This is a genomic window from Streptococcus sp. DD10 (assembly GCF_001578805.1).
Classification (GTDB): Bacteria; Bacillota; Bacilli; order Lactobacillales; family Streptococcaceae; genus Streptococcus.
Genome location: NZ_KQ969160.1, coordinates 87630 through 106242, shown reverse-complemented (window position 1 = coordinate 106242; position 18613 = coordinate 87630). Strand labels below are relative to the sequence as shown.

Below are 18613 nucleotides of genomic sequence, written 5' to 3'. Positions count from 1 at the left end.
TATGGAAGATAATGAAAAACGCTTTGAGCAAGATATCGAAACATGGCTGACCTCACCATCTGGAGGTTGGACAAAAACGACCTTTCAGGAGTCGCGCTATGATGCAACTAAGGGGTTGGAGCTAGAAACACTTGTTCAGTTTGTCAAAGAAACCCAAGAAAAGAAGTGGGCGAGATATGAAAAAATAGTTGGAGCTGACCCTGTGGAAAGTTTCTATAAACGCTTTGAGCAGGAGGTCTCTCAACATGGTATCTTGCATATTCTTCGAAAGGGGATTAAAGACAGAGGGGTTCATTTTAAGGTAGTTCAGTTTCGCCCTTCATCTGCCTTAAATGACGACATTATCAAGGCTTATCAAGCCAATAAAACGCAAGTAATCAGGCAATTTGCCTATAGCCCCCATAATCATAACACCCTTGATATGGTTCTCTCAATCAATGGTATCCCGCTGGTTGCACTTGAACTCAAAAATCAATTGAAGGGGCAATCCGTTGAACACGCCAAAAAACAGTTTATGTTTGACCGTGACCCCAAAGAAACAGTTTTTCAGTTTAATCACCGTATATTAGTTTATTTCGCCGTAGACTTGAACCAAGCATGGATGACAACCAAACTAGCTGGGGAGAAAACTTTTTTCTTGCCCTTTAATCAAGGATCAAACGGAGCTGGGAATGTTGGTAGGGCTGGTAACCCAGAAAATCCATCAGGCTACCCAACCGCCTATCTCTGGGAAAAAGTACTACAAAAAGATGCTCTGATGGATATTTTGCAAAGCTTTATCAACTTAGAAGTCAAGCATGAAAAGGATACAAGCGGAAAAACAGTAGAAAAACAGACATTGATTTTCCCACGTTATCATCAGCTTGATGTGGTACGAAAGTTGGTTGCGGATACCAAGCAAAAAGGCTCTGGTCAACATTTTCTGATTCAACACTCGGCTGGTTCAGGGAAATCAAACTCCATTGCGTGGTTGTCCTACCATTTACAAAAATTGCACAACGATGATAATCAGCCGATTTTTCATTCGATTATAATCGTTACAGACAGGACCGTCTTAGACCGTCAATTGCAACAAACCATCACTTCCTTTGATGCAACGACAGGTTTGGTGGAAACGATTGGAGATAATAAATCTTCTAAAGATTTGCTAAAGGCTATCAATGATGGAAAGCAAATTATCATTACTACTTTGCAAAAATTCCCTGTTATTTATCAAGAAGTTGAATCGACAGCTGGGAAACGATTTGCGGTTATTGTCGATGAAGCCCATTCGTCACAGACTGGCTCGGCTTCACAAAAGTTAAAAATAGCCTTATCAGATAGAGAGGAGGCTTTGAAAGAGTGGGAAGAATTTGACGAGGAGGAGGCAAGTAAGGCACGAGATAAGGAAGATGCACTTAATGACACCCTGCTTGGACAAGGAAGGCACGGTAACATTTCTTTTTACGCTTTCACGGCAACCCCAAAGGCAAAAACACTTGAATTATTTGGTCAGCAAATGCCAGATGGAACATTCCATCCTTATCATGTCTACTCGATGCGTCAAGCGATTGAGGAAGGTTTTATTTTGGATGTTTTACAGAACTATATGACCTATCATACGGCTTATCAGATTTCGAAATTAGTTCCAGATGACCCTGAATTACCAGCTTCACAAGCTAAACGTGCCATTGCTCGATATGCTGACCTACATCCTTATAATTTAGCACAAAAAACAGAAGTGATGGTTGAGCTATTTAGAGAGAAAACGCGTCATGCGATTGGCGGTAAAGGGAAGGCTATGGTTGTGACTTCGTCTCGCTTGGCAGCGGTTCGTTATATGAAAGAGTTTAAACGCTACATTGGAGAAAAAGGTTATACGGATATGGATACCTTGGTTTCATTTTCAGGTGAAGTAAGTGATGATGGAGAAGAATATACTGAGCCTAAAATGAATGGTATCAAAGAAAATCAGCTTAAAGAGGTATTTGCTAGCTCTCAGTATAATGTGCTGATTGTTGCAGAAAAATACCAAACTGGCTTTGATGAACCACAGCTTCACACCATGTTTGTTGATAAAAAACTGCGTGGCGTTAAGGCTGTTCAAACTCTTTCACGTTTAAATCGAACGATGCAAGGAAAAACGGATACTTTTGTACTTGATTTTAAAAATACTGCCGAAGACATTAAAGAAGCCTTTCAGCCTTTTTATGAATCTTCAACCCTTGACCAAGCTATTGACCCAAATCTTCTGTATGATGCTAAGGAAAAAATCAGGAAATACCATCTATATAATACTGATGATGTTGAGAAAGTTATCGCTCTTTACCAATCCTCAAACTATATACAGGATGAGAAGTTATTGGGGAGATTGGCTAATAGTTTTCAATCTATAATTGGAAGATATAATCAACTGGAAGATTCAGTTAAATATGAGTTTAGAACTCTTTTGCGAGGTTTTAGAGAAAAATACAATTACATTTCCCAGCTAGTTCGTTTATTTGATAAAGAACTGCTTTCAGAGTATATTTTTATCAACTATTTGATTTCTTTACTTCCGACAAATAGTCAAGAAGTTGTTGATATTTCAGATAAAGTTCGCATGGATTACTATAAGCTAGTCAAGGATAATGAAGAATCTATTCTTTTGATTAAAAAGGAAGGTTCGATTTATAAACAGCAAAAAAGTATCAACCCTGCTGTAAAACCACCAGAAGAAAAAGATACGTTGACGGAAATTTTAAATAAAATCAACTCACAATTTCCAGATGTATTTACCGAAGAAGACCAAGTTATTTTGGACTTGATTGTCAAACAAGTCGTTCAAAATCCAAGTGAACGCCAACGTTCGATAGCTAAAAGCAATGATTATGCGATGTTTAAGAACTCGCTATTTCCAAAAGAATTCGAGGATTTAATTATTAACCTTTCTCAATCTAGTGAGGGAACATTTGAAAAACTATTTTCAAATGAGGAGATTTTTAAGTTTATTATGGCAACCTCAGCACAGGAAGCCTATAAAAAATGGCGAAGTGATATTAAGGCTTAAATATAGTATAGTTGTGAGATAGAGTAAAAAGCAACTCATGTTTAATTGGCATGAGTTGTTTTTCGTAAGGTTTATAGGTTTCTACTTATTTTGATTTCTTTGCTTGAAAATTATTTTTTAAGATTTTCATCACATTCTCTATTGATTGGCTAATTTCTTCTGGTGTTGGAGAATTACGACTTTTACTAGAAGGTAAATTGGTATCTTCACTAGGATGGTCTAAATAATTTCTGATATAAGTAGTCATTGATCGGTCGGTATACTTGTTGTGGGTGTTTTGATGAGTATCGTCCGTTTTAAAGTTTGGGTTTTGCTCTATCAGCCATCTATCGAAAGATATAATATTTTTAATTGACACTGCTTTCTGACTATTGTCGAAAGTTTTATCATGCGACTATTAGTCCGTCTCGCTCCGTTAGGTGCAAGACAAAAAAACTCCAAACGCGATACAATAAAGGTGTTCAAGCCAATTGTAAAGCGAAAGGAAAAGAAAAATTATCCAGTGGATGATTTCTTCACGAGTCTAAAAATTTGAGAACGAGTAAAGCATGATATAGCACTAGATTCTTGAGTGTAAAAGAATATGAGGATCCCTTTAGGGATAGTGGTAAGTAATACTAAAGCCTCTTTAAGAGGCAAGTGACGAGTCAAGAGCAATGAGGCTTGAATAACGTGAAAGCCAGCGTCTTTAGGCGCTGGCTGGTAATTTGGGCTTATAGCCCTGGTATAAATCACCCGTTAGACGGGTGGTAATGATTTGAACTATTTCAAAATTGGTTTGGAGGAGGTATAATAGAAATTCTTTTTACAGATCAATCTCCATGACAATTGGTGTATGGTCTTGACGGGCACCTGAGTCAATCATAGCTGATTTAGTCACTTTGTCCGCAATGCGGTTAGAAGTGAGCCAGTAGTCGATTCTCCAGCCTGTGTTGTTGATTTTAGATGTCTTGCTACGTTGTGCCCACCAAGTATATTGATCTGGAAGGTCCCCATGTAAGTGGCGGAAGGTATCAGTGAATCCTTTGGCTAGCAAGTTAGTAAAGCCAGCGCGCTCTTCATCGGTAAAGCCTGGGGAACGACGGTTGCTAGCTGGATTGGCCAAGTCGATTTCCTTGTGGGCTACGTTGTAGTCTCCTGTTGCCAGAACAGGCTTTTGCTGGTCTAGTTCTGTCAAGTAGTCTGCATATTTGGCATCCCAAATTTGGCGTTCTTCCAAGCGTTTGAGCCCATCTCCAGCATTCGGAGTATAGACCTGGGTCACAAAGAAGTCATCAAATTCTAGGGTAATAATCCGACCCTCGACGTCCATGGTAGAAGGGGCACCGATTTCTGGGAAGGTTACCCTTGGTGTCAATTCTTTTTTGTAGAGGAACATGGTTCCTGCATATCCTTTGCGGGCTGGTTCTACAGAGGAGCGCCAAGTATTTTCATATCCAGGGAAGAGTTCTGCTAAGACCTCTAGGTGTTTTTTCGTTGGTCCTTTGGCAGATAATTTTGTTTCCTGAATGGCAATGATATCCGCATTTTCTGCTTGTAAGGTCGTTAAAACTTCTTGTGATAGCTTTGCACGAGCTGAATCGCTTGTTAATGCAGCGTTGAGAGAATCGATATTCCAAGAAATGAGTTTCATAATGTTTCCTTTTTTAGTTATTCTAGACCATATTATACCAAAAAATGAGGTAAACTGATTAGATAAGATTTGAAAATGTATAAAATTGACATTATAATAGAGAAAGTAATTAGAAGGAGTTGAAAAATGAAGTTTTACTCGTACGACTATGTATTGAGTCAAATTAGTCAGCAAAATTGGGTTATGCTTGTTACGCTAGTTATATTATTGTTGATTACCATATTTTTTGCTTTTAAGTCCTATAAGGCTCAGAAAGAGAGTAAATATAGGGAGTTAGTCATTATCCTAGGTCTTGGCATTTTAACGTTAGTACTCATTAGTATTGGTGATTATAGTAAAAATCAAAGTTCAGATAATCAATTTCGGACCTCACTTCATTTTATTGAGCTAGTCTCTGAACAGTTAGGGGTTAAGAGAGAGGAAGTCTATGTCAATACTTCTGCCGCAACAGATGGCGCGATTGTGAAAGTAAAAGATCAGTTCTACCGTGCGATTAGTGGTACAGATCAGGATACCTATATGTTAGAAAAAATGGAACTCTATCGATCAGATGTTGAACTAGTGGAGGTAGAAAAATGACGCTTTCTTATTTAGATGTTGCCATAAAACTGGCTTTGGGTCTAGTTTCTCTTATTTTTGTGATTAATGTATCAGGGAAAGGGAACTTGGCACCGAATTCAGCTAGTGATCAGGTTCAGAACTATGTCCTAGGGGGAATTATTGGAGGAGTTATTTACAGTCCGTCTATCTCGATTTTGCAGTATTGTATTATCCTTTTAATGTGGACAATTTTTGTACTATTGCTTAAATGGCTAAAAACAAATAACCACATGGTTAAAAAGATGATCGATGGGAAACCAACCATTCTTATTCAGCATGGGAAGGTTGATCCAGAAGCTTGTCGTTCAGTAGGTCTAACAGCTGCAGATATCGCCTTAAAGTTACGGGGACAAGGGATTTATCAGTTGAAATTAGTAAAAAGGGCAGTTTTGGAGCAAAATGGTCAACTGATTGTGGTTCAAATGGGAGATGAAAATCCAAAGTATCCACTTATCACAGATGGAGTGGTGCAAGAGGATGTTTTAGATACTATTGGAAAGGACGAAGAGTGGCTTCTTGAAACCTTATCCAAGGATGGTTATGAGACTGTATCAGACATTTTTATCGCTGAGTACGATAAAGGATTGTTACGTGTTGTGACGTATTAATTCATTGATTGTCTGTGTGTTTTCACTTAGTATAATTCGATTTACTTTGCCACTAGAGAAGTAAATCGTTTTTTATTATAGTTTGAAACTATAACCAGCTCTTGAAAAATCGAAAATCACTTTTCTAAAATGAGTGGTATAATAGTAGCAAGTATTTCTAGATTTAGGAGGCATTCAAACATGGTAGACAAGCGCAAATTGAACACAATCTTAGCTCAAGCGGGGATTAAAACAGATAAAATAACAGGTGCTCTAGTGGCGCCGATTCATTTTTCAACCACCTATCAGCATCCGGAATTTGGACAGTCTACAGGATTTGATTATACCCGTACTAAAAATCCGACTCGCGTAACAGCTGAGGAAACTTTGGCAGCAATTGAGAGTGCTCGATTTGCCCTTGCGACCAGTTCAGGGATGTCAGCTATCGTTCTGGCTTTTAGTGTTTTTCCTGTAGGGAGTAGAGTTCTTGCAGTACGTGACCTCTATGGCGGTTCTTTTCGTTGGTTTAACAAGGTAGAGGAGGAAGGACGTTTCCATTTTACTTACGCCAATACCGAGGCAGAGCTACTTCAACATCTACAAGAAGATATTGATGTGCTCTATATCGAAACCCCAACCAATCCACTCATGCTTGAGTTTGATATTGAGAAGTTGGCAACTTTAGCTCATGAAAAGGGAGCAAAAGTAGTAGTTGATAACACATTTTATAGTCCTATTTACCAAAGACCAATCGAGCAAGGGGCTGATATCGTTCTACACTCTGCTACTAAATACTTGGCTGGACACAATGATGTTTTAGCAGGTGTCGTAGTAACTGATGACCAAGCACTGTATGACCAGTTATTTTACAATCTTAACACGACAGGTGCTGTTCTATCACCTTTTGATAGTTATCAATTGATTCGTGGTTTGAAGACTTTAGCTCTTCGTATGGAGCGTTCAACGGAGAATGCCCTTCGGGTTGTAGAATTTTTAAAAACTTCACCAGCAGTTAAAGAAGTTCTTTACACAGGGAAAGGAGGAATGATTTCTTTTAAAGTTCAAGATGAAGGGAACATTCCTCAAATTTTAAATAAATTAGAAGTGTTTACTTTTGCGGAGAGTTTAGGTGGTGTAGAGAGTTTAATTACCTATCCAACGACACAGACACATGCGGATATTCCTACAGAGATTCGTCATTCTTATGGTTTGACCGACGATTTACTAAGGTTATCAGTTGGAATTGAAGATAGTGAGGATTTGATTGCAGACTTAAAACAAGCCTTGGAGGATTAAAAATGACAGATTATAATTTTACTCGGCTTCCTAATCGTTTAGGTCATCATACTTATAAATGGCAAGAAACGGAAAAAAATAGAGAACTGATTCCTGCCTGGATAGCAGATATGGATTTTGAAGTTCTACCTGAAGTGCGTGAAGCAGTGTTAGCTTATGCAGAACAGTTGGTGTATGGTTACACATATGCAAGTGATGGTCTCTATCAGTCTGTCATAGATTGGGAAAGAACTGAACATGGCTACGAGTTTCCAAAAGATGCACTCGTGTTCATAGAAGGAGTCGTGCCAGCTATCTCGACAGCCATTCAAGCTTATACCGAGGAAGGTGATAGTGTGTTGATTAACACACCTGTTTACCCACCTTTTGCTCGCACTATCAAGTTAAACAAACGAAAACTCATTACCAACTCATTAGTTGAGCGAAACGCCTTATTTGAGATTGATTTTGAACAGCTTGAGAAAGAGATCGTTGAGAATGATGTCAAGCTTTACGTTTTATGCAATCCGCATAATCCTGGTGGACGTGTTTGGGATAAAGAAACCCTGGAGAAAATTGGTCGTCTTTGTCAAAAATATGATGTCTTACTGGTTTCAGATGAAATTCATCAAGATTTGACTTTATTTGGTCATCAACATATTTCTTTCAACACCATTGCACCGGAATTTAAAGAATTTACCATTATATTAACGAGTGCAACAAAGACTTTTAATATAGCTGGAACGAAAAACTCCTATGCAATTATTGAGAATGCTAAATTAAAAAAAGGTTTCCAACGTCAGCAACTGGTTAATAATCAGCATGAAATTTCAGGTCTTGGTTTCATTGCGACTGAGGCTGCATATCGTAATGGAAAACCGTGGCTAAGGGATTTGAAAATAATTCTGGAAGAAAATATCAACTATGTTGTGACAGTATTGGAGGAAAAGACAGACATAAAGGTCATGAAACCACAAGGCACCTACTTAATCTGGCTTGATTTTTCTGCCTATGGTTTGTCTGACGATGACTTGTATCACAAGATACATGATGAAGCTAAAATTATACTCAATCAGGGAGTGGATTTTGGTAAAGAAGGAAGCCAACATGCTCGTTTAAATATTGCTGCTCCAAAGAGTTTGGTTGAGCAAATTTGTCACCGATTGATAACGACTTTTCCTAAAAAATAAAAAAGGTTTGTTGATGCAAGCCTTTTCTCCTTACTTATGGTACAATGAAGTGATACTACTTCGAGACAATCTTACAACAGGAGTTGAAATGCTTGTCCAGGAGAAAATATTAAATAAAGGAGTTCCCTAATGGAAAACATTCAAGTAATCTCACATCCCCTGATTCAACACAAATTATCTATATTACGTCGTACAGATACTTCAACTAAGGCTTTTCGAGAATTAGTCGATGAGATAGCAATGCTGATGGGTTATGAAGTTTTGCGTGATTTGCCACTAGAGGATGTTGAAATTGAGACCCCAATCACAAAAACTGTACAAAAACAACTTGCAGGGAAGAAATTGGCAATTGTTCCAATTCTTCGAGCGGGTATCGGAATGGTCGATGGTCTTTTAAGTCTCGTTCCAGCTGCAAAAGTTGGTCATATTGGGATGTATCGTGACGAAGAAACCTTGCAACCAGTTGAATATCTGGTGAAATTGCCAGAAGATATCGACCAACGACAAATCTTCGTTGTGGATCCGATGTTAGCTACTGGTGGCTCTGCTATTTTGGCAGTTGATTCCTTAAAAAAACGTGGTGCTTCTAATATAAAATTTGTCTGCTTGGTTGCTGCTCCTGAAGGGGTTGCTGCCTTTCAAAAATCTCACCCAGATGTACCAATTTTTGCGGCTGCTCTTGATGAAAAATTGAATGAACATGGCTATATTGTTCCAGGTTTGGGGGATGCTGGTGACCGTCTTTTCGGTACAAAATAAGCTTGCTACCTGATAAGAAGTTGTCAAGGTATGAATGGTTATTGTATTTTGATATGAAGTTTTACTGTTTATGTTATCGATTTAAATACGAAGCAAATATTTGACCTTTTTTGACCAATAAGATATAATAAGGGACAGAAGTGTTGATGATTTAGTTCCTTCTGCACCTATTAAGACTTAAAGGAGAATATACATGATTCCAGTAGTTATAGAACAGACAAGTCGTGGAGAACGTTCCTACGATATCTACTCTCGTTTGCTGAAAGATCGGATTATTATGCTAACAGGGGCCGTTGAAGACAATATGGCGAATTCCATCATTGCTCAACTTTTATTCCTAGATGCACAAGATAATACAAAAGACATCTATCTTTACGTCAATACCCCAGGTGGATCCGTTTCAGCTGGACTTGCTATTGTTGACACGATGAACTTCATCAAATCTGATGTTCAAACCATTGTTATGGGAATGGCAGCATCAATGGGGACGATTATTGCATCGAGTGGTACGAAAGGCAAACGTTTTATGTTGCCAAATGCAGAATATATGATTCACCAACCAATGGGTGGAACAGGTGGGGGAACCCAGCAGACGGATATGGCGATTGCAGCTGAACATTTGCTTAAGACACGCAATAATTTAGAAAAAATCTTGGCAGAGAACTCAGGTCAATCTATTGAAAAAGTTCATGCAGATGCTGAACGTGATAATTGGATGAGCGCTCAAGAAACACTAGAATATGGTTTTATTGATGAAATTATGGCTAATAATAATCTGAGCTAGTGAACTAGGAATAGGGCTGGGAAACCAGCTCTTTTCTTATGGAAAATTAGTCAGAAATTTGGTATAATCGTATGGAAAAATATCATTAAAACTAGTCAAGTTCTTTTTTTATAGTGATGAAACTAAAAACTACATTGGTATAAAAGAATTGACTAAAATTAGCCATGCTAGAAGGAAGATTATGTTTGAAAAACAGGAACGTGCAAGTTTGATTGTATATCTTTATTATAATCGTGACCGAAAAAAACTAGAACATTATGGTGATATTGTCTATCATTCAAAGAAACATCGCTATATTCAAATCTATTTAAATTTAGAACAGTTAGAGAAAACGGCTGAAAAACTTCAGGCTGAAAAATTTGTTAAGAAGGTAATGTTTTCTCCTCTAAAAGAGCTAGGGTGTCATTTTGTTGGCATTTTACAGCAGGAAGAAACAACAATTTTAGAAAATTAGTCAAAGTTGCTTGACAATTGTCAGATAATTTTGTATATTCTTAACATATATATTTTTTAAGAAAGATTTAAGGAGAAAAAATGAAGAAAAAAATTGCGTTTTCAATGCTAACTTTTGCAAGTGTAGCCTTTCTTGCAGCTTGTGGAGAGGTCTCTACAGGTAGCTCCAGCACTACTGGTACATCAATTGGAGATACGATTAAAATTGGTTTTAACTTTGAGGAAACAGGAGCAGTAGCTTCTTATGGAATCTCAGAACAAAAAGGAGCACAACTGGCTGTTGATCAAATCAACGAAGCTGGTGGTATCGATGGAAAAAAAATCGAAGTTGTTGATAAAGATAATAAATCAGAAACTGCGGAAGCTGCAACAGTTTCAACAAACTTGGTAACACAATCTCAAGTTAACGCAATTGTAGGGCCAGCGACATCTGGTGCTACAGCAGCGGCAGTTGCCAATGCCACTAAAGCGGGTGTTCCTTTAATTTCACCAAGTGCTACTCAAGATGGATTGACAAAAGGTCAAGAGTATCTCTTTATTGCTACTTTCCAAGATAGTTTCCAAGGTAAGATTATTTCTAACTTTGTAACTAATCAATTAAGTGCGAAAAAAGTTGTTCTATATTATGATAATTCAAGTGACTATGCAAAAGGAATTGCAGAATCCTTTAAGTCATCTTATAAGGGAGAGATTGTCTCAGAACAAACTTTCCAATCGAAAGATACTGATTTCCAAGCAGCTCTAACTAAGATTAAAGATCAGGATTTTGATGCTATCGTTCTTCCAGGTTACTATACTGAAGCTGGAAAAATTGTAAACCAAGCACGCGGTATGGGAATTGATAAACCAATCGTTGGTGGAGATGGATTTAACGGTGAAGAATTTGTTCAGCAAGCAACAGCAGAAAGAGCTTCAAACATTTACTTCATTTCTGGATTTTCAACAACTGTAGATGTTTCTGAAAAAGCGAAAAGCTTCCTTGAAGCATACCGTGCTAAATATAATGAAGAGCCATCAACTTTTGCAGCTCTTGCTTATGATTCAGTGAACATTGTTGCGCAAGCAGCAAAAGGAGCTAAAAACTCTGTAGAACTCAAAGACAATATTGCAAAAACGAAGAACTTTGAAGGTGTTACAGGAGATACAAGCTTCGATGAAAATCATAACACTGTTAAGACAGCCTTTATGATGACAATGAATAATGGTGTCGTTGAAGCTGCTGAAACTGTTCAACCATAATAAATGGTTTCGATCACTTGGCGATTGATAGATAGAACAAAACAGTTTTGTGATTCTTTTAACCTGAACATAAAAAAATAGGGAGTGAGGGGGAAATCGAACTCTGAGAGTTATCGATTTTTATCCCACTCCCCTTTATTACGTAATAGAAAGTGTGGTACAACATGCTACAACAGCTAGTTAATGGTTTAATTCTAGGAAGTGTTTATGCACTTCTAGCACTAGGCTATACCATGGTTTATGGGATTATTAAGTTGATTAATTTTGCCCATGGTGATATCTATATGATGGGTGCTTTTATTGGTTATTTCTTGATCAATTCACTACAAATGAATTTTTTTGTAGCACTTATTTTGGCTATGATTGGTACAGCTTTATTAGGGGTTGTGATTGAGTTTTTGGCTTATCGTCCTTTGCGTAACTCTACTCGTATTGCAGCCTTGATCACAGCTATAGGTGTTTCATTCCTCTTGGAGTATGGAATGGTCTTCTTTGTAGGAGCCAATACGCGACCTTTCCCTCAAGTTATCCAAACAGTTCGCTATACATTGGGTCCTATTTCTGTTTCTAATATTCAATTGATGATTTTAGGAATTTCGGTGGTGCTTATGATAGCTCTTCAGTTTATCGTTCAAAAAACTAAGATGGGGAAAGCGATGCGTGCGGTGTCAGTGGATAGTGATGCTGCTCAACTGATGGGAATCAATGTTAACAGAACCATTAGCTTCACTTTTGCCTTAGGGTCAGCTCTAGCAGGTGCAGCAGGTGTCTTAATCGCCCTTTACTATAACTCTTTGGAACCACTTATGGGAATGACACCGGGAATTAAGTCTTTTGTTGCTGCAGTTCTTGGTGGAATTGGTATTATTCCAGGTGCTGCTTTAGGTGGTTTTGTGATAGGTCTGTTAGAAACTTTTGCTACAGCGATTGGATTGTCAGATTTTCGTGATGCAATTGTTTATGCTATCTTGATTGTTATCCTCTTGATTCGTCCAGCAGGTCTTCTTGGTAAAAATGTGAAGGAGAAGGTGTAAACAATGAAGAAAAATTTGAAAATTAATTTAATCTGGGCTGGTCTTCTGATTTCAGGATATGCTCTGATTTCAATTCTAGTTTCTGCAGGTGTTTTAAATCTCTTTTATGTACAAATTATTCAACAAATTGGGATTAACATTATTTTAGCGGTTGGTTTGAATCTTATTGTTGGTTTTTCAGGGCAGTTCTCTCTAGGGCATGCTGGGTTTATGGCAATAGGGGCTTATTCAGCAGCGATTTTAGGACAACAATCTCCAACGTATGGCGCATTTTTCGGTGCGATGGTTTTGGGCGCCCTAATTGCAGGAGCAGTAGCCTTAGCAGTGGGTGTACCGACTTTGCGTTTAAAAGGGGACTATTTGGCTATCGCTACACTAGGTGTTTCCGAGATTATCCGTATTCTTATTGTAAATGGTGGTAGTTTAACAAATGGTGCAGCGGGTATCTTAGGAATTCCTGCTTTTACGAACTGGCAAATGGTTTATCTTTTTGCGGTGGTAACTACAATTTTTACAGTTAATTTTTTGAGAAGCCCTATGGGACGTGCTACTTTATCTGTTCGTGAGGATGAAATTGCAGCGGAGTCTATGGGGGTGAACACTACAAAAGTGAAAGTAATTGCTTTTGTTTTTGGTGCGATGACAGCTGCGATTGCAGGAGCACTTCAAGCAGGTTTTATAGGTTCAGTTGTTCCGAATGATTATTCTTATTCAAATACAATCAATGTCTTAATTATTGTTGTATTTGGTGGACTTGGCTCGATTACAGGGACCATTTTAGCTGCAGTTGTGTTGGGAATTTTAAATATGGTATTACAGGATTTTTCAAGTATTCGGATGATTATTTATTCCCTTGCACTTATTTTAGTGATGATATTCCGACCAGGTGGCTTATTAGGAACTTGGGAACTGAGTCTGAAAAAACTATTTGATAAGAAGGAGACTAAATAATGGCACTTCTTGATGTAAAAAATTTAACAAAAAACTTTGGTGGTTTAACGGCAGTTGGTGATGTGACAATGGAGTTAAATGAAGGAGAATTAGTTGGTTTAATTGGACCTAATGGAGCTGGTAAAACAACACTTTTTAACCTTTTGACAGGTGTCTATGAACCAAGTGAAGGAACTATTACATTAGATGGGCAAGTAGTTAATGGAAAAGCGCCTTATAAGATTGCTGCAGCTGGCCTAGGACGTACTTTCCAAAATATTCGTCTGTTTAAGGATTTAACTGTTTTAGATAATGTTTTGATTGCTTTTGGAAATCATCACAAACCACATCTATTTGCAAGTTTTTTCCGTTTACCAGCCTACTATAAGAATGAGGATGAGTTAAAAGCTAGGGCTTTAGAATTACTTGCTATTTTTGGGCTTGAAGGTGAAGCGAATACACTAGCTAAAAATCTTGCTTATGGGCAGCAACGTCATTTAGAAATTGTCCGTGCTTTAGCGACTGAACCGAAGATTCTCTTTCTTGATGAACCTGCAGCAGGAATGAATCCACAAGAAACTGCTGAACTAACTCAACTCATCCGTCGCATAAAAAATGAATTTAAGATTACAATTATGCTCATCGAGCATGATATGAGTCTAGTTATGGATGTGACTGAACGAATTTATGTACTAGAATATGGTCGTTTGATTGCTCATGGAAATCCAGAGGAAATTCGAAACAACCAACGTGTTATCGAAGCTTATCTAGGAGGTGAAGCCTAATGTCAATGTTGAAAGTTGAAAATCTATCCGTTCACTATGGCATGATTCAGGCGGTACGTGATGTGAACTTTGAGGTTAACGAAGGCGAAGTAGTTACCTTAATTGGTGCAAATGGTGCCGGAAAAACTTCCATCTTAAGGACTATTTCAGGATTGGTGAGACCAAGTGCTGGTAAGATTGAGTTTTTAAATCAAGAAATTCAGAAAGTTCCAGCGCAAAAAATTGTAGCAGCAGGGCTATCTCAAGTGCCAGAGGGACGTCATGTTTTCCCAGGATTAACGGTGTTGGAAAACTTAGAAATGGGTGCTTTTCTTAAAAAGGATAGAGAGGAAAATCAAGCGAACTTGAAAAAAGTTTTCTCTCGCTTCCCTCGTTTGGAGGAAAGAAAAAATCAGGATGCGGCTACTCTTTCTGGGGGTGAGCAACAAATGCTTGCTATGGGACGGGCGCTGATGTCTACTCCTAAACTATTGCTTCTAGATGAGCCGTCAATGGGACTTGCACCAATCTTTATTCAAGAAATTTTTGACATTATACAAGATATTCAAAAACAAGGAACTACAGTACTTCTCATCGAGCAAAATGCGAATAAGGCATTGGCAATCGCTGATCGTGGCTATGTTCTTGAGACTGGGAAAGTCGTACTTACAGGTACTGGTCAGGAGTTACTTGCTTCTGATGAAGTTCGAAAAGCTTATTTAGGAGGCTAAATTTTTACTATTGTTCGAAATGGGCTGTTTTAATTCTCTGTAAACGGTCTTAGGATAACGAAAGTGAAATATTTTACGCTTAAATAGTCATATTTTATAGAAAAAGACAAGTTCTAAAATAGTTCTTGTCTTTTTTGATTAGCTGTTACATGAAATGTTAGTATTCCTAAAACAAATAATAAAAGAAAATCTTTTGAAGTGGAAGGAGAGTGTTAACAAAAAGTTAATTATTCACAAAAATGAAGCAGTCCAAAGTGTTATTTCACTAATGGCTTGTTTTTTTAGACCAATCTATTTGTTTACTTAATCTCGTATCAGAAAAAAATTGACAAAAGATACAAAAAAGAGTAAACTTTTTAAAAGTATATTTAAGAATTTTTATAAGGAGTTTTTATGAGAGAAAATTTTCGTAGTTTAATGAAATCAGTCAATCGTGTGATTTATGTTTTTGAAGAAATTCAAAAATCCTTGGGGGATAAAGGGAAACTTGGATGGCTCTTGTATATGTTGGACGATGATCAAGCTCATACGCAAAAACAATTATCCAAGGATTGGATGATACCGCGATCGACTTTAAATGCTGCGGTTAAAATTGCGCAGGAAGAGGGTTATATTGAGTTGCAAAAGGTTCCAAATACACGGAGAGAACTAGTAATTGTTCTTACTGATAAGGGACGTAATGAAGCGAAAAACATATTAACACCTTATGTCGAAATGGAAGATAAGGCTTTGAAAGAAACTTCTGAAAAGTATTCTGCTCACTTTGTGGAAGTAATGGATTATTTCTCGAAGCAATTAGAGTTAGAAGTGGACGGAGGGATTCGTAAATTATCTAACGCTAACTCTGAAAATTAGAGTTTTCGTCATTCACACATAGAGTCTTATGAAATAAGGATAGTTTAAAATGAAGTAATGTGACCTAAGAAGATGAGCTTAATTAGGAAAGGATGAATAAAAAGCTCCTAAAATCAAAAACTCATATTATTGGGTGATTAAAAAACTTGATAATATGCGTTTTATCATAGAAGGAGGAACCTCACTTTGTCTTAAAGTTGAGGTTTTTTTCAATTTTTTTAAATTACCGAAACAAAAATATTGACAAAAATTCTAAATGGGATTATAATATTTTTTATAATTCAAATTGGAATTATAAAAAATAGAAAAGAGAATAAAATGAAATTTTCAAAAAAAGCAAAAATGATTGCTACTTCTGTCGTTACACTAGCTTCCGTTGTCGCTCTAGCGGCATGTACCTCTTCTTCACAGAAAGCCAATTTTAGTCAAACGGTTGAGGTTGAAACGAAGAGTTTGAATACCTTGTATCAAGAAGCACTTAAAGAGGGCGGAACAGTCGTGTATTATGCTGGTGGTGATACTGCTGAGCAAAATGATGACACCAAGACTGCTTTCGAGCAACGTTTCCCAGGGATGAAATTAGAAGTTGTTACAGATTATAGTAAGGTTCAGAATGGTCGTTTGGAGTATCAAATGGCCACCAATAATGTGGTAGCTGATGTTGTTCAGTTACAAACTCTGAACGATTTCACATACTGGAAAAAACAAAACAAGCTATTAACTTATAAACCTGCTGGTTGGGATAAAGTTTACAAAGACTTTAAAGATCCTGATGGTACTTGGGTTGGTGGCTATGTTCTAGCTTTTGGAAATGTCGTTAACACCAAGGCCCTTGGTTCAACATCTGAACCTAAAACAGCTAAAGATTTATTGAATTCTGAATTGAAAGGGAAATTGATTTCAACCTATCCAAACGATGATGATGCTGTTCTCTTCTGGTATAAGCAAATGATTGATAAAAACGGTTGGGAATGGATGGAAAATCTTATGAAACAAGATCCGAAGTTTGTTCGAGGAACTCAAGAACCGGGTGATAAAGTTGGAGCAGGTGAATACGCTGTGACTCTTGGAACAGCCGGACTTTTAGATCAAAGTGCGGAAAGTCATTTGGTCATTCCTGAGAAGGAAGGATTTGTTGCTTGGGCGCAGCGCATGGCTATCTTGAAGGATGCTAAACACCCAGCAGGTGCAAAACTATTTGAAAATTGGTTGCTTGATAAAGAAACGCAACAAAATAATATCTTCCAATGGAGCGTACGTACGGATGTCACTCCAGCGGGTGTTAAACCAATCTGGGAATATAAAAATGCTAATTTGAAAGAATTTGTTAACTTTATGGAAGACCGTGCAGAAGTGGAACGCTTTAGAGCACAAATTCGTCTATTCGTTGGAGATGTGCAGGGGCCTTCATCAGCAGGAGAACGTGGTTTGACACCATCGACTCGTGCAGTACAGTAATGGGATAAATCTTAAGAGTAATGGATTGGTTTTTTAATTCCTTCCATTGCTTTTTTTATCTTATTTTGATTGAATGAAAGAGTTGGATAGCATGTGGAAGAAGACCCGATTAATGAGAAGGAGTTTGAGGAGCTTAAAACTGATTGTCGGCTAGGTCAGATACTTTCATTTCTTTACATTCTGTCATTGGTATAATGGAGGAAAATGGTGAAAAATGTTTAGTCCTGCTGATTAATAGGTAAAAGGCTAAATATTGTGAGGAATTGCCAAAACTACTGAATTAAGTTGAAAATCAAAATTGGTAAAACGAGTCTTCTGTGTCTCCATCCTCCTTTAAGCTCAAAAGGATTCCTAATTATCCTTGGAGGTGGGGCGACGAACGAATATGTTTCAACTTTTTTGTTTAAACCTGTTATTGTGATTTGTCTTAATGTGAAGTTAAAAGAAATTTGAAACTTAGGTAGAATTGAGACCACGGGTGTGAAAAAAGCTAGTGAAGTTATTTAAAAGGTGAATGATTTCATTACGATTGTCAAATAATGAAAAAGATAGTAAAATAAGATTATGATTATTTTACAAACAAATAAAATAGAACGCTCTTTCTCTGGGGAGGTTCTTTTTGATAACATTAGTTTACAAGTAGATGAACGTGATCGAATTGCCCTTGTAGGGAAAAATGGTGCTGGCAAGTCAACCTTATTAAAGATACTTATTGGGGAAGAAGAGCCGACTTCTGGAGAAGTCAATCGAAAAAAGGATATTTCCTTGTCTTATCTTGCACAGGATAGTCGATTTGAGTCAGATCGGAGTATTTATGATGAAATGCTACAGGTTTTTGAGACACTTCGTCAAACAGAAAAGTCTTTGCGTAAGATGGAAGAACAAATGGGAGAAGTTACTGGTTCGAAATTAGAGAGTTTGATGTCGGACTACGATCGGTTATCAGAAGAATTTCGACAAGCTGGTGGTTTTACCTATGAGTCTGATATTCGGACAATTTTAAATGGTTTCCAGTTTGATGAAAGTATGTGGGGAGTGAAGATTTCTGATTTGTCAGGAGGACAAAATACTCGTCTGGCTTTAGCAAAGATGCTTCTTGAAAAACCAAATTTACTCGTGCTAGATGAGCCGACAAACCATCTTGATATCGAAACGATTGCTTGGCTTGAAAACTATTTGGTTAATTACAGTGGTGCCCTCATTCTTGTAAGTCATGATCGCTATTTTCTCGATAAGGTAGCAACGGTGACGATGGATTTGACTAAACATGCTTTACATCGTTATGTTGGCAAC

18 protein-coding genes are annotated in these 18613 nt (G+C 37.5%); 16 read left to right on the top strand and 2 right to left on the bottom strand.

Translation table 11 applies throughout. The features are described from left to right. Nucleotide 1: 1 nt before the first annotated feature. Entirely contained in the window at nucleotides 2-3028 is a 3027-nt protein-coding gene (locus STRDD10_RS05900) for a type I restriction endonuclease subunit R (RefSeq protein ID WP_067193903.1), read from the top strand. Nucleotides 3029-3113: 85 nt separating this feature from the next. Here the strand turns inward: STRDD10_RS05900 and STRDD10_RS11550 are convergent, their stop codons facing one another. Continuing rightward, a complete protein-coding gene (locus STRDD10_RS11550; protein WP_156468610.1) occupies nucleotides 3114-3386 on the bottom strand; it encodes a hypothetical protein in 273 nt (90 codons plus the stop codon). Nucleotides 3387-3833: 447 nt separating this feature from the next. Next, nucleotides 3834-4661, bottom strand: a complete 828-nt coding sequence (locus tag STRDD10_RS05895; RefSeq protein ID WP_067193901.1) for an exodeoxyribonuclease III — start codon at nucleotides 4659-4661, stop codon at nucleotides 3834-3836. Nucleotides 4662-4787: 126 nt separating this feature from the next. Between STRDD10_RS05895 and STRDD10_RS05890 the strand changes: the two genes are divergently transcribed. The 15 genes from STRDD10_RS05890 to STRDD10_RS05820 form a co-directional block, all read left to right on the top strand. After that, a complete protein-coding gene (locus STRDD10_RS05890; RefSeq protein ID WP_067193900.1) occupies nucleotides 4788-5240 on the top strand; it encodes a DUF3290 family protein in 453 nt (150 codons plus the stop codon). Continuing rightward, on the top strand, nucleotides 5237-5869 hold the full coding sequence (locus STRDD10_RS05885) for a DUF421 domain-containing protein (protein WP_067193898.1): 633 nt from the start codon (nucleotides 5237-5239) through the stop codon (nucleotides 5867-5869). The genes STRDD10_RS05890 and STRDD10_RS05885 overlap by 4 nt, the downstream gene beginning before the upstream one ends. Before the next feature lie 180 nt (nucleotides 5870-6049). After that, nucleotides 6050-7144, top strand: a complete 1095-nt coding sequence (locus tag STRDD10_RS05880) for a cystathionine gamma-synthase (RefSeq protein ID WP_067193896.1) — start codon at nucleotides 6050-6052, stop codon at nucleotides 7142-7144. A 2-nt stretch (nucleotides 7145-7146) separates the two neighbouring features. Further along, nucleotides 7147-8313, top strand: coding sequence for a MalY/PatB family protein (locus tag STRDD10_RS05875; RefSeq protein WP_067193895.1), 1167 nt, complete (start codon nucleotides 7147-7149; stop codon nucleotides 8311-8313). 129 nt (nucleotides 8314-8442) lie between these two features. Beyond that, nucleotides 8443-9072 carry a uracil phosphoribosyltransferase gene (upp, locus tag STRDD10_RS05870; RefSeq protein WP_067193893.1) on the top strand — a complete coding sequence of 210 codons (630 nt, stop codon included), beginning with the start codon at nucleotides 8443-8445 and terminating at the stop codon, nucleotides 9070-9072. Between the two features lie 193 nt (nucleotides 9073-9265). Further along, nucleotides 9266-9856 (top strand): ATP-dependent Clp protease proteolytic subunit ClpP, encoded by a 591-nt coding sequence (gene clpP, locus STRDD10_RS05865; protein ID WP_067193892.1) that lies wholly within the window; start codon nucleotides 9266-9268, stop codon nucleotides 9854-9856. Between the two features lie 181 nt (nucleotides 9857-10037). Continuing rightward, entirely contained in the window at nucleotides 10038-10310 is a 273-nt protein-coding gene (locus tag STRDD10_RS05860; protein ID WP_067193890.1) for a DUF2129 domain-containing protein, read from the top strand. An 80-nt stretch (nucleotides 10311-10390) separates the two neighbouring features. Further along, nucleotides 10391-11548, top strand: a complete 1158-nt coding sequence (locus STRDD10_RS05855) for an ABC transporter substrate-binding protein (RefSeq protein ID WP_067193888.1) — start codon at nucleotides 10391-10393, stop codon at nucleotides 11546-11548. Between the two features lie 164 nt (nucleotides 11549-11712). Next, the gene (locus STRDD10_RS05850; RefSeq protein ID WP_067193887.1) at nucleotides 11713-12582 is read left to right on the top strand and encodes a branched-chain amino acid ABC transporter permease; all 870 of its coding nucleotides are present in this window, start codon (nucleotides 11713-11715) and stop codon (nucleotides 12580-12582) included. A gap of 3 nt (nucleotides 12583-12585) precedes the next feature. Further along, nucleotides 12586-13533 (top strand): branched-chain amino acid ABC transporter permease, encoded by a 948-nt coding sequence (locus tag STRDD10_RS05845; RefSeq protein WP_067193885.1) that lies wholly within the window; start codon nucleotides 12586-12588, stop codon nucleotides 13531-13533. After that, a complete protein-coding gene (locus STRDD10_RS05840; RefSeq protein ID WP_067193884.1) occupies nucleotides 13533-14297 on the top strand; it encodes an ABC transporter ATP-binding protein in 765 nt (254 codons plus the stop codon). Before STRDD10_RS05845 ends, STRDD10_RS05840 begins: the two co-directional genes overlap by 1 nt. Next, nucleotides 14297-15007, top strand: a complete 711-nt coding sequence (locus STRDD10_RS05835) for an ABC transporter ATP-binding protein (protein WP_067193882.1) — start codon at nucleotides 14297-14299, stop codon at nucleotides 15005-15007. The genes STRDD10_RS05840 and STRDD10_RS05835 overlap by 1 nt, the downstream gene beginning before the upstream one ends. Nucleotides 15008-15400: 393 nt before the next feature. After that, a complete protein-coding gene (locus STRDD10_RS05830) occupies nucleotides 15401-15862 on the top strand; it encodes a MarR family winged helix-turn-helix transcriptional regulator (RefSeq protein WP_061415482.1) in 462 nt (153 codons plus the stop codon). A gap of 318 nt (nucleotides 15863-16180) precedes the next feature. After that, entirely contained in the window at nucleotides 16181-17320 is a 1140-nt protein-coding gene (locus STRDD10_RS05825; protein ID WP_082782057.1) for an ABC transporter substrate-binding protein, read from the top strand. 564 nt (nucleotides 17321-17884) lie between these two features. Continuing rightward, nucleotides 17885-18613: ABC-F family ATP-binding cassette domain-containing protein (locus STRDD10_RS05820; protein WP_156468615.1), on the top strand; the 729-nt coding region annotated here is incomplete at its 3' end.

What these genes read in the sequence shown, in the direction of transcription:
- STRDD10_RS05900 (WP_067193903.1), top strand. Translation starts at nt 2, where the DNA reads ATGGAAGATAATGAAAAACGCTTTGAGCAAGATATCGAAACATGGCTG.
- STRDD10_RS05895 (WP_067193901.1), bottom strand. Translation starts at nt 4,661, where the DNA reads ATGAAACTCATTTCTTGGAATATCGATTCTCTCAACGCTGCATTAACA.
- STRDD10_RS05890 (WP_067193900.1), top strand. Translation starts at nt 4,788, where the DNA reads ATGAAGTTTTACTCGTACGACTATGTATTGAGTCAAATTAGTCAGCAA.
- STRDD10_RS05885 (WP_067193898.1), top strand. Translation starts at nt 5,237, where the DNA reads ATGACGCTTTCTTATTTAGATGTTGCCATAAAACTGGCTTTGGGTCTA.
- STRDD10_RS05880 (WP_067193896.1), top strand. Translation starts at nt 6,050, where the DNA reads ATGGTAGACAAGCGCAAATTGAACACAATCTTAGCTCAAGCGGGGATT.
- STRDD10_RS05875 (WP_067193895.1), top strand. Translation starts at nt 7,147, where the DNA reads ATGACAGATTATAATTTTACTCGGCTTCCTAATCGTTTAGGTCATCAT.
- upp (WP_067193893.1), top strand. Translation starts at nt 8,443, where the DNA reads ATGGAAAACATTCAAGTAATCTCACATCCCCTGATTCAACACAAATTA.
- clpP (WP_067193892.1), top strand. Translation starts at nt 9,266, where the DNA reads ATGATTCCAGTAGTTATAGAACAGACAAGTCGTGGAGAACGTTCCTAC.
- STRDD10_RS05860 (WP_067193890.1), top strand. Translation starts at nt 10,038, where the DNA reads ATGTTTGAAAAACAGGAACGTGCAAGTTTGATTGTATATCTTTATTAT.
- STRDD10_RS05855 (WP_067193888.1), top strand. Translation starts at nt 10,391, where the DNA reads ATGAAGAAAAAAATTGCGTTTTCAATGCTAACTTTTGCAAGTGTAGCC.
- STRDD10_RS05850 (WP_067193887.1), top strand. Translation starts at nt 11,713, where the DNA reads ATGCTACAACAGCTAGTTAATGGTTTAATTCTAGGAAGTGTTTATGCA.
- STRDD10_RS05845 (WP_067193885.1), top strand. Translation starts at nt 12,586, where the DNA reads ATGAAGAAAAATTTGAAAATTAATTTAATCTGGGCTGGTCTTCTGATT.
- STRDD10_RS05840 (WP_067193884.1), top strand. Translation starts at nt 13,533, where the DNA reads ATGGCACTTCTTGATGTAAAAAATTTAACAAAAAACTTTGGTGGTTTA.
- STRDD10_RS05835 (WP_067193882.1), top strand. Translation starts at nt 14,297, where the DNA reads ATGTCAATGTTGAAAGTTGAAAATCTATCCGTTCACTATGGCATGATT.
- STRDD10_RS05830 (WP_061415482.1), top strand. Translation starts at nt 15,401, where the DNA reads ATGAGAGAAAATTTTCGTAGTTTAATGAAATCAGTCAATCGTGTGATT.
- STRDD10_RS05825 (WP_082782057.1), top strand. Translation starts at nt 16,181, where the DNA reads ATGAAATTTTCAAAAAAAGCAAAAATGATTGCTACTTCTGTCGTTACA.